Annotated in this window: 8 protein-coding genes and 1 pseudogene; 4 read left to right on the forward strand and 5 right to left on the reverse strand. The window is 70.7% G+C overall.

The features are described 5' to 3' along the window. Positions 1-104 precede the first annotated feature (104 nt). The 4 genes and pseudogenes from AB0M27_RS44545 to AB0M27_RS44560 all read left to right on the forward strand — a co-directional run. Positions 105-961, forward strand: a pseudogene (locus AB0M27_RS44545) (helix-turn-helix transcriptional regulator); the annotation flags it as partial. A 547-nt stretch (positions 962-1,508) separates the two neighbouring features. Beyond that, positions 1,509-2,744 carry a hydrolase gene (locus tag AB0M27_RS44550; protein WP_365731530.1) on the forward strand — a complete coding sequence of 412 codons (1,236 nt, stop codon included), beginning with the start codon at positions 1,509-1,511 and terminating at the stop codon, positions 2,742-2,744. Between the two features lie 334 nt (positions 2,745-3,078). Next, positions 3,079-3,420, forward strand: coding sequence for a hypothetical protein (locus tag AB0M27_RS44555; RefSeq protein ID WP_365731532.1), 342 nt, complete (start codon positions 3,079-3,081; stop codon positions 3,418-3,420). A 23-nt stretch (positions 3,421-3,443) separates the two neighbouring features. Then, positions 3,444-5,348 carry a glycosyltransferase family 39 protein gene (locus AB0M27_RS44560; RefSeq protein ID WP_365731534.1) on the forward strand — a complete coding sequence of 635 codons (1,905 nt, stop codon included), beginning with the start codon at positions 3,444-3,446 and terminating at the stop codon, positions 5,346-5,348. Positions 5,349-5,737: 389 nt separating this feature from the next. On the opposite strand, the gene AB0M27_RS44565 is transcribed toward AB0M27_RS44560, so the two are convergent. From AB0M27_RS44565 to AB0M27_RS44585, 5 genes are all read right to left on the reverse strand, one after another. Then, entirely contained in the window at positions 5,738-5,953 is a 216-nt protein-coding gene (locus tag AB0M27_RS44565; protein WP_365731536.1) for a hypothetical protein, read from the reverse strand. Between the two features lie 244 nt (positions 5,954-6,197). After that, positions 6,198-7,244 carry a zinc-binding dehydrogenase gene (locus AB0M27_RS44570; RefSeq protein ID WP_365731538.1) on the reverse strand — a complete coding sequence of 349 codons (1,047 nt, stop codon included), beginning with the start codon at positions 7,242-7,244 and terminating at the stop codon, positions 6,198-6,200. 219 nt (positions 7,245-7,463) lie between these two features. Next, the gene (locus AB0M27_RS44575) at positions 7,464-8,555 is read right to left on the reverse strand and encodes a tetratricopeptide repeat protein (protein ID WP_365731540.1); all 1,092 of its coding nucleotides are present in this window, start codon (positions 8,553-8,555) and stop codon (positions 7,464-7,466) included. Further along, a complete protein-coding gene (locus AB0M27_RS44580; protein WP_365731542.1) occupies positions 8,552-9,721 on the reverse strand; it encodes a DUF4331 family protein in 1,170 nt (389 codons plus the stop codon). Before AB0M27_RS44580 ends, AB0M27_RS44575 begins: the two co-directional genes overlap by 4 nt. A gap of 35 nt (positions 9,722-9,756) precedes the next feature. After that, a complete protein-coding gene (locus AB0M27_RS44585; RefSeq protein ID WP_365731544.1) occupies positions 9,757-11,085 on the reverse strand; it encodes a Dyp-type peroxidase in 1,329 nt (442 codons plus the stop codon). Positions 11,086-11,231 lie beyond the last annotated feature (146 nt).

Genomic DNA, 11,231 nt, shown 5'->3' on the forward strand with positions numbered 1-11,231 from the left:
ACCTGGCAACTCGCCCCTGCCACCGCATAGCGAACAGGGGCTGCCCGGCCTACGGCCGGACAGCCCCTCACCAAGATCTTCATGAGTCTTCTAGCCGGGAATGCGTGGACAGCAGGAACGAGATCAAGGAGTTCCTGGCCTCGCGCCGGGCCAGGATCACCCCGCAGCAGGCCGGTCTTCCCGCCTACGGCGGCAACCGCCGCGTCCCCGGCCTGCGCCGCGAAGAAGTCGCCGTGCTCGCCGGGATGAGCGTCGACAACTACGTCCGGATGGAGCGCGGCAACCTCACCGGAGTCTCCGAGGCGGTCCTGGACTCCCTCGCCCGTGCCCTTCAGCTCGACGAGGCCGAACGCGCCCGCCTCGACGACCTGGCCCGCGCCGCCAACACCACTCCGCACAAGCGCCGCGTACCGCCCAGCAGCCGACGCGGGTGCCGGCGAGCGTGCAGCGGATCCTGGACTCCATGACCGACGCGCCCGCGTTCGTCCGCAACGGCCGCCTCGACTTCCTCGCCGCCAACCGGCTCGGCTTCGCCCTGTACGCGCCCCTGTTCAGCGACGGACACGAGCCTCCGGCGAACATCGCCCGGTTCAAGTCCCTCGACCCCCGAGGCCGCGAGTTCTTCGGCCGCCACTGGCAGGAGTCGATGAACAACACCGTCGCCCTGCTGCGCACCGAGGCCGGCCGCAATCCGCACGACAAGAGCCTGACCGACCTCATCGGCGAACTCGTCACCCGCAGCGAGGAGTTCCGCACCGCCTGGGCCCGGCACAACGTGCGTCTGCACCACAGCGGTGTGAAGCACTTCCACTACCCGGTCGTCGGCGGCCTCACCCTCGCCTTCGACGCCATGCGGCTGCCCGCACACCCTTCCCTGAGCCTGACGGCGATGAGCGCCGAGCCCGGCTCCCCCGACGAGGACGCCCTGAAGCTGCTGGCGAGTTGGGCTGCCACCGCCGACGAGGCGCTGCCTCACGAAGCCCTGGACCAGCCCGCCCCGCGACCTGTGACGGGCGACAGCGGGGACGGGCCCGGGCGTGTGCGGAAGCGATCACTGCCAAGGCGTCGAAGCCCAGCAGGGGCCCCGGGCCGGGCGCGTGATCTGGCGGTCGTCGGCTCGTTGTGCCCGTCATGGGGCGGAACGATGTGACCAGTGGCCAGTGCTCCGAAGGACTCAAGTCCTCGGCGTTTCCCGGTTGCAGAGCCAAACGCGAAGATCAACGCGATCGGCTCGCAGTACGGGTCGCGGCGCGCCCCCCGTGATCCGCCGGACAGTGCCCGGGGGGATGGTCCGTGCGTGCAACCGCGGTGAACGCGGTGGTCGCGCGATCCGTAGGTCCGGGCAGCGGTACGGTGTGCCCTGACCATCAGCGGGCCACTGGGCCCGTGACCACTAGGGGAGTTATATGCAACACCGCAGACCGCGCCACCGCCGCAGACTCATAGCCCGAGCGGTCGGTACCGCAGGTGTGCTCGCTGTCGCCCTGGGTGCCGGGGTGACGCCTTCGATGGCCGCCGGGAAGGCGTCCGACAAGCAGTCGGCCACCGGATCGTCGCCCGACGAGGACTCCACGAACTGGGCGCCCGAGAACGACAGCGCGGCCCTACCCAAGGACGCCCACCCGGCCGCCACGCTCAGCCGTGGCCTCGCCTCCGCCGTCCAGCTCAAGCTGCCCGCGCCGAGCGGGCCCTACAAGGTCGGCACCTTCAGCCAGCACCTCGTCGACAAGTCCCGGACGGACCCGTACGTATCCGACAATCGCGCGCGCGAGTTGATGGTGACGTACTGGTACCCGGCCTCCTCCACCTCCGGGCACCCGGTGGCGCCGTGGATGCCGTCGATCTCGGGCGCCCACTTCCTGTACTCGCGCGGCCTGTCGCCGCAGCAGGTGACGCTGCCGCAGACATCCAGCCACGTCCTGGCCCCGGTCGACACCAAGCTCGGCAAGCTGCCCGTGCTGCTGTACTCGACCGGGCTGCACTCGGACCGCGCGATGGGCACGGCCCTGGCCGAGGACCTCGCCAGCCGCGGCTACATCGTCATTGCCGTCGATCACACGCACGACGCCAATGAGGTGCAGTTCCCCGGCAACCGGCTCGAGGTCAACACCATGCCGGCCGGCTCGCACTCGTCGGACACGCTCAACGTGCGCGCCGCCGACATCCGTTTCGTCATCAACCAGCTCGGCACCATCGCCAAGGGCGGCAACCCGGACGTCGACCACGCCAAGCTCCCCTCCGGTCTGTCGAAGTCCGTGGACACGTCCCGCATCGGGATGTTCGGCTGGTCGCTGGGCGGCGCCGCGGTCGACACCGCCATGCAGCTCGACCACCGCATCGACGCGGGCGCCAACCTGGACGGCCAGTTCTTCGGCACGGCGCCGAGCAAGGACCTGAGCCGCCCGTTCATGCTGTTCAGTTCCGGCACGCACAACCGCAACAACGACTCGTCGTGGCGCAAGCTGTGGCCCCACCTGAAGGGGTACCGGGTCGACATCCAGCTCCACGGCTCGAGGCACCTGTCGTTCAGCGACAACGAGTGGCTGGTGCCGCAGGTGGCGCCTCTGCTCGGGCTCTCACCGGAGCAGGTGCAGCAGCAGTACGGCTCGATCGACCCCGACCGGGCGATCAAGATCCAGCGCGTGTACCTCGCCGCCTTCTTCGACAAGCAGCTGCGCGGCAAGCACACCACCCTGTTGGACGGGCCCTCCAGGAGTTACCCGGAGATCGCCTTCGTCCGCTGACGGACTCCGAGAATCGGGCCCCCGCGCGGGGGCCCACCCCGGAAGTTCCGTGGCAGGACGACGCGGTGACGCCCGTGTGATTGTTGTGTGATCGCATGCGGCTAAAGTGTGCGTTCATCGAACGTTCGAGCGCTCGTCGCTCGGTTGAGAGAGGACCCGCTGCCCTGCCCACCGCGTCCCGGGCCCCGCGCCACAGTGCCCCTGTCGCCGGCCGCGATGCGGCTGCCCGGCGAGGTGTGTCCGCCGGGCGCGTCGCTCGTCGTGCCGCTGCCGGTGGTGGCCGCCCGCACCGCGGCCGGGCCGGGCGGCATCCGACCCGAGGGGGCGAGAAGCCGTGTCGACCGGTGCGGAGCCGATCGTCGTGGACATCCCGCTGTCGGTGCGCGTCGCCATCGGCGGCGGTACGACGGCGCAGCGCCGCACCGCCGGCACGTCCACAGCGACCGGCTCCCGGCGCCGCCGGCGTCGCTCGCGTCGGCGGGCCGGCCCCGTCGACCGCCGCGGCGTGTGCACGGGCCTCGACGGCCCCTTCCGCCACAGCTTCCACCCCGACCGGTCTGCCGCCAGCGGCACGACCACAAACAGCCTGTCGGACGGCGTATCGCTGGACAGCACGCACCAGCAACGCCCGCGGCTTCCGGCCGCCCCGCCGCCTGTAACCCGCCGCCCCGCCTGACCACTGATCCAAGGACCTCCGCCATGGCCACCATCCCCACCGACCAGACCACCGGCTCCCACAGCGGCCACCGGACATCGCGCCGGCGCGGCAGCCGGCCGGAAGCTCCGGCGAGCTGGGAACGCCCGGCGCTGGCCGCGGTGCTGGTCGTCGCCGCACTGCTGTACGGCTGGGGCATCGGACACGCCGCGATTCACCCCTACTACAGCTCGGCGATACGGTCGATGGCCGCCAGTTGGCGGGCCTTCTTCTTCGGCGGTCTGGACCCCAGCGGTTCGATCACCCTCGACAAGCTGCCCGGGGCCTTCTGGCCCGAGGCCATCAGCGTCTGGATTTTCGGTCCGAGCACGTGGGCGGCCGCGCTGCCGCAGGTCATCGAGGGCGTGCTCACCGTATGGCTGCTCCACCGGATCGTACGGGCCTGGGCCGGGCCGTTCGCCGCGCTGATCGCCGCCCTGACGCTCACCTTCACCCCGGTCACCGTGGTCCTCAACAGGGCCACCATCCCGGACACCGCACTCACTCTGCTGCTGGTGGCAGCCGCCGGAGCCCTGCAGAAGGCCGTACGGACCGGGCGGCTGCTGCCGCTGATCACCTGTGGCGTCTGGGTCGGGCTGGCCTTCCAGACGAAGATGCTGCAGGCATGGCTGGTGCTGCCGGTCTTCGCCGTCGTCTACCAAGTCGCCGCGAGCGGTACACCGTTGCGACGTGCCCTGCGCCTGCTGCTGAGCGGTGCGGTCGCCGTGGCCGTCTCCTGCTCGTGGGCGCTGCTCGCCTGGGCGACGCCCGCCGCGGACCGCCCGTACGTCGACGGCACCTCCAACAACAATCCCTTCAGCCTGGTCTTCGGCTACAACGGCCTGAGCCGCTTCAGCGACGATGACACCGCGTTCGGTGCCGTTTCGGGGACCGCCGCCAGCCGGACCTCCGGAAACACCGGCTGGGGAATGCTGGTCAACCACACCGTCGGCCCACAGATCGCCTGGTTCCTGCCGCTCGCCGCGCTCGCCGCCGTGGTGGCCCTGGTCTGGCGCGCCCGCGAACCGCGAACCGACCTCCTGCGTGCCGGATTCCTCCTGTGGGGCGGCTGGCTGGCCGTGCACGCCGTGGTGTTCAGCGTCTCCAACGGCAACCACCCGTACTACACGGCCGTGCTCGCACCGGCGATCGCCGCGCTCACCGGGGGCGGGCTCGCCCTCTTCCGGTCCGAGTACGAGGCTGGCGGTCGGCGGCGCGTGTGGCTGCCGTCGGCCATCCTGCTGACGGTGGCCTGGGCGCTGGTACTCGACGTGCCGACCCTGTTCGCCTCCTGGCTGCTGTTGCTCGCCGTGGGCCTTGCGCTGTGCGGCGCACTCGGCCTGTGGACCACCGGGTCACACGCCTCCCGTGGGATGGTCCAGGGCTCCCTGGCCGCCGGGATCGCGGCCACTCTGCTCCTGCCAGCAGGCTGGGCCGCCTCCTCCCTCGACCCGCTCTACGCAGGCGCCTCCACCTCGCCCACAGCCGGCCCGGTCGGCAAGGTCTACCACAACGCCCTCCACGACCGATCCGCCCTCCGCCGGGTCGGGCTCGACCAGCCCAGCGACCGCGACACCTCCCTGCTCGACTACCTCACCGCACACCACCACGGCGAGAAGTACCTGCTCGCCACCCAGGCCGCCTACCCCGCGGAGCGCCTGCTGCGCGCCCAGTCCCAGCCCATGCTCGTCATGGGCGGATTCACCGGCAAGACCCCCTTCCCCACCGCCGATCAACTCGGCAGCCTGGTCACCACTCACCAACTCCGCTACGTGCTGCTCACCCCGCTGCGGCCCACCACCCCGGCCACAACCTGGGTGAAGTCCCACTGCACGCGCATCCGCTCCGGGGCCTACGGCTGGCGCACCAAGGGCAGCTTCCGCCTTTACGACTGCAGCCGGCAGGGCTGACGCACGGCGCCCGCGCGAACCTCGCCTCCGAGTGTGGCCGCGGTCTGCGGGCTCTGCGAGAGCTGGTGCCTGAGGAGCAGTTCCTCAGGCACCAGGGACGCGGCAAGCCGTGCCGCCAACTGGGTCCAGTCCACCTGGTGATGTCCCAGGATCACGGGCAGGGCCGGGTACAAGGAGGCGAGGACGAAGGGCTTTGACTGCTTCGAGCAGGCGGCGAACCTGAGCAGGGTTTGGCACGCATTCGGGATCGACTTCGTCAGCAACCTCGGGCGCGACCCAACGGAGTCCGACAAGTGGGTTCTGCCCGACGTAGCCTCGCTCGACTGCGACACCGAAGATCAAGGCGCCCGCACGGCGGCGCGCGTCGAGCAGCTTGGACTGTCTTGTCCTCACTGGAGGCGGGAGTGCCGGGGTGCGTCACAGTGCACTATCGCGTTCAGGTGCCATGGCGTGCAGCCAGCGCAGTTCGCGGGCGTGGTGTTCCAGGGCTCGGCTGCCCCCGAGGCCGGAACCGGGTAGTACTTGATGCGTTCGCCCGCCAGCAGCTTGCAGCGGTGCAGGGCGGCCAGGAAGGTACGCCGGTCGCTCGACCCGTAGGTGTCCACGAACGGCCGCAGCCGGGCCGGAACGTCAGGAACGGGGGTTGAACCCTGCCTCGCGAAGCTGCTCGGGCGGGGCGAGAGGCACGAAGGCCCATACCGCTGCGGCGAGGTCCAGCAGGGGAACGACGGAGCAGGACGAATGCGCCGCATTCGGTCCGTTCTGCGCAACCTTGCCCCTGACGGGACCTACCGGCCGCACGCCTCCGCAGAGTGCACGGCCGGCACGCCCATGCGCTCGGTCGACTCGTCAGGGAACGAGGATGAGGCGGATCGGGTCGCCGATCTTGCGCTCCAGGCGGTGAATCGCTTCGGGAGCCTCGGCCAGGGGGATGTGGTCGGTGATGGACGGGGCCAGGTCGAGACGGCCGCTGCCGGCCAGCCGGATCAGCTCGTAGACGTGGTCGAACGAGGATCCGTAATGTCCGTACACCTTCTTGTTCTTCAGGTTGAACGTCATCTTCTCCGAGATCGTCAGCGGCTCCATGGTGATACCCACCAGGACCAGCGCACCGTGGTCGCCGAGAAGGGGGGACGCCTGTTCCCGGACCCGGGGAACGCCCGCGAAGTCGAAGGCATAGTCCAGTCCCATGCCGTCCGTGGCCCGCAGCACGGCTTCGGCGAAACCGGGGTCGGTCGGGTCGAGCGCGATGTCGGCGCCGAAGGCGAGGGCTCGCTCGCGCGCACCGGGCAGCGGGTCCACGGCGATGATCGGTGAGGCGCCCATCATGCGGGCCAGCCGGACCGCGTGGGCCCCCACGCCACCGACTCCCCAGATGCCCACCGAGTGTGCGGAACGCACCTGCACGGTCTCGACGAGGGCCGCGTAGGAGGTGGAGACGGCGTCCGGGATGATCGCTGCCTGGTCGAAGGGAAGTGCGTCGGGGATGGGGACGACGGTGTCCTCACGGGCGATGGTGTACTGGGACCAGCCACCGTCGTAGTCGACGCCGCGACCGCGGAACGACGTGCACCTGCCGCCCCTGACGCAGGTGGCGCACTCGCGGCAGGGTTGTCCCGCCTGCAGGGCGACCCGCGTACCGACGGCAAGGTCACGCTTGAGGCCGGGCCCGAGGGCATGGATGACACCGGAGATCTCGTGCCCCAGAGTGAGCACGTCGGACTTCAGGTGCACGGGTGAGATGCTGCCGTCGATGAGGTGCAGGTCGGAGAGGCACACGCCGGCCGCCTTCACTTCGATCAGTACTTCGCCCGGTCCGGGTTCGGGGACCGGGATCTCCTCCACGAGGAACTTCTTCGTGTCCAGGTGGACGCGTCCTGCCAGCATGGTGTCCATCGTTCCGAGCCTTCTTGAGTAGTGGTTGCGTGTGCGGACGGCCGTGGCTGTCCGCGAGATCACAGTCGGGTGAGGGCCCTGCGAGGGGGCGAGAGACCGGGGCAGCGACCGCCAGGCCGGGCTGGGTTCCCCCTGGCCTGCTGGTGCGGGGCCGGCCGAACGCACCCTCTGACGTCCGGCCGGCCCCGTCGGTGCCCCATGGCCGCCACCGCTCGGCGGCTATGGGGCAGCCTGTGCGACCCGGTTCTGCGCGAGGAGAGCGCGCTGGAACAGGGCGTGGGCTCGGGCTGTCTGGCGGAATGCGAGGTTCTGCACCGCCAGTTGGAGCCCGCGGTCCGCGTCGGCCCCCACGGTGAGCCAGAAGTCGGCCGCGTGGTCGGCGTAGGCCTCCGGGTGACGCGAGACCAGTTCGTCGTAGCGCGCTGCCGCACGCTCACGCCACTGTTTCGCCTCATGGACCCGGCCGACCGCGTGCAGTGCCTCCGCGAGGTGGGCGGCGTACTCAGGGTCGTCGCTGGTCCGGGCGAGGGGGCGCAGGAGGGTCACGGCGGCATGAAAGGCTCCGCGCGACAGCTCGATCTCGGCCAGGTGGCCCAGGGCGGGCGCGTAGCCGGGCACCCGGCGCCGGGCGGCTTCGTAGCAGGAGCGGGCCGCGTCGAGATCGCCCTCGCGGTGCCACATGGCCCCGCGCCGGAAGTCCAGCTGGGCAAGCGGGAAGGGCGAGGTTCCCTGGTAGTGGTGTCTCGCCTCGTCGAACAGCCGCTCCGCCTCGGTGGTCTGCCCGCGCTCCGCGTGGAGTACGGCGAGCGCGCCGGCCGTCGTGAAGCGGCTCTGCCCCACTTCCGCTCTGTGGATCAGGGCCATGGCATCCGTGTGGCAACCGAGGGCCTGCAGGATGACGGCGCGTTCCGCGTTCAGGGTGGCCTCGTCCGCGCCGCCGCAGTCCGCCGCGCCGAGGTCGGCGGCGGCCTCGGCGAAGCGGTGCAGGGTCGCCCGGGTCCTGGCCCGGGCGAGCAGGGCCGTGCCGTCCTCGGGGGCGGCCTGTACGAGCTGGTCGGCGAGGTGCGCGGCCTGTTCGTAGTCGGCGACGCGGCCGAGGACGTGGCCTCGGAGGTTGAGGAGGTCGATAAGGGCCGCCCCTTGGGCCACCGCCAGATGAGCCGCCACCGCCGTGCGGGCCGCCTGCGCCTCCCCCGCACCCGTCCGGCTGAGCCGTACGGCCAGGCCGTCGATCTGCCCGTGCAGATTCATCACCGCGATGGTGCCGCTCGTCGTGACCGGGTCGCACACCTGAGGAGACGCCCCGGTCATGCCGCTTCCTGCGGAGGCATCAGCGCGGCCAGGCGGGCGCCCAGGTCCGGCGGGGTCGGGTTGGGGGCGTTGAGGTAGGGGAAGGTGTGGGTGGCCGGCTTGGTCGCCTGGTCGACGCCGTCGCTGAGACGCTCGCCGTCGACGCCGCCCACCAGCAGGGTGTAGAGGGTGTCCACGATGTCGTCGTTGAGCGAGCGGCCACCGCAGGTCGTGTGCGGGCGGCCGGCCGCCAGGGCGGTCTCGATCTCGAAGCAGCCGTCTTCGGAGAAGGGCTTGGACAGGTCGACGACGAGGAAGTCCGCGAGCAGCAGGTCGGTCAGCGGGTGGGCGCCCTGCTCGTCCAGCGGCCAATCGGTCTTGCCGTCCAAGCCGTCGAACCAGGCCAGGTTGGCGTTGAAGCGTGCGCGGTATGCGCCCTCGTAGTCGGGGCGGATGTTGAAGGTGTCTTCCTCGTTGTAGAGGTCGCGGATCTCCAGATCGCGGTTGACGGTGTCGTACTTCCTGCTCGACAGAACCACGTTCTTGATCTCCGGCCTGCCCATGCGCTCCAGCTGGATCGGGCGCACACCACCGGCCGTCAGGGTCTCGCCGACGACCGCCACCAGCGAGCCGGCGGCCGGGCCGAGCAGCGCGGCGTCGACCTCCAGGACGATGCTCAGGCAGTTCAGGCCCGCGAGGACGTTGTCGGCGTCCGGCCTGAGGGACAGCTTCCCCGTCATGTCGGTGGCGATCACGCCCAGAAAGTCGATGAAGAACGGGTCGAGCCGCGATCCGGCGAAGATCCTCAGGCCGTCGCCCTCGGTGGGCACCTCGTCGCCGACCTGGAAGGCGACCTTGCGGCCACCCGGCGCCTGGCACGTGCCCGTCTGCACCTGGGTGTCGGTGCCGTCGACCTGCTGGGGGGCGTCGAAGGTGAAGTCGAAGACGTACTCGTCCTCGCCGACATGGAAGGCCGCGGCGGCGCCCTCGGTCACGGACGTGATGGGCCGGACACGGAAACGGTGGGTGATCGCGTCGGAGAACAGGGCCGTGGGGGCGGAGGCAGGGAGCACGTCGAGGACGAGCACCAGGTTCCCCGGCCGCTCCGGGCTCGGGAAGGCGTAGACGTCGCAGATGTCGGACGCGGGGTCGGCGATGGCACGCGGTCCGGAGAAGTGGTCAGCCATGAGAAACGTTCCTTTCGTGTTGCTCGTGGGACAGGTCAGGTGTCGAGGTCGGCGATCCAGCGCAGCGCCGACAGGCCGGGCATGAAGCAGTACTCGCCACCCCGGTTGACGACGAACGGCGGCAGCCCCTTGAAGCGGCGGCGGATCGGCCGCCGCGGCATGGTGAACTGGCCGTCGTCGTTCCCGCCGACCAGCGGGTCCTTCTCGTCGGGCGCTCCGATGAACTTGCCGTCGTTCACCCACTGCCGCTGGACGAACTCGAACTGCCGCGCAGGGTGCGCTCCGACGAAGGCGAACATGATGCCTCGGTCGGCGCCGTCGTCCTCCAGTACTCCCGGAGGGAGCGGCGGACCATAGGTCGTACCGCGCCTGATCATGCGGTGCAGGCGCACCTCGCCGGTGACGACCGCGTCCCGCGGGTTCATCCGCCGGGCGTGCGCGCCGACGGGGCACTTGAGACCCTGCGGGTCGTCGCCGTACATGAAGTCGTTGTTGCGCTCAGGGTCGGCACCGAGTTCGGGATCGTCCTTGTCCGGCGTCAGTGCGAGCGGGGCGCCGCTGGGCCAGCGACCGACGAACTTGGCCGCGATCAGCTCCTCTTCGGCGCGGTCGCCGGCGCGCTCGTGTATGTACTGGCGGAAGTCGGCCACACGTGTGTGCAGCTTGCGGAAGACCACGTACGTCCCGTTGCGCCCGAGCACCTCAGGTTGCGGTACGGGGGCCACGTCGCCGGTCTCGTCCTCGTACCCGAGGACGAACTCGCCTGCCTTGATCGGAACTTCACGCGGGTTGGTGCCGGGGATCCCCGTACCCTCGATCGTCGGCTGGCCGATGCCGTCCCGGAAGCCGAACGGTTCCTTCTCGTCCGGTCCGACGTGCACGTCCTGCTGCCACACGGGGACGACGCCGGGCAGATCGCGCAGGGCGTCGCGGGCCAGGAGGACGACCGTCTCCAAGCGGGCGTCGTCCGGGGCGAGGGCGGCCAGGATGATGTGCACGTCCTCCGACCCGAGCGGGCCCTCCCAGTTCTCCGGGGCGCTGTCCCCGACGTCCCCGAGCTCGGCCGCCCGCGCGGCCATGCCCTCCTGGAACTCCTGGGGGAAGGTGGCCAGCGATTCCTGGGGCACTCCGAGGGCCTTCAGGCCCTGGAAGCTGAGTGCGACTGCGAGCGAGACCTGACGCTGGGGGTCGAAGGTGGCGACCGAGTCGAGGGCGGGAGAGAGCCGCCGCAGCAGCTCACGCCCCTGCCTGCGGTCGTCGATACGGAGGGCGAGGTAGGAGCCCGCGTAGGGCGTCGGCCGTGGCTCGAGAGCGGCGGCCTGTATGTCGCCGAGTTCTAGGGCGCTGCCCTTGACCGTGGTCATGATGCCTTCCAGAACTGGGTAGCGAGGGCGCGGTTGTCACGCCCGGTGGGTTCCTGGGAGGGGGTGGGAATGGTCGCTCCCTCCCAGGCGTGTGGGGGGCGGGTCAGGGTGTCAGCCGGCGGCCCGGGCGAGGAGGGGCTTGAGGG

The organism is Streptomyces sp. NPDC052107 (genome assembly GCF_040680215.1).
Taxonomy (GTDB): Bacteria; Actinomycetota; Actinomycetes; order Streptomycetales; family Streptomycetaceae; genus Streptomyces.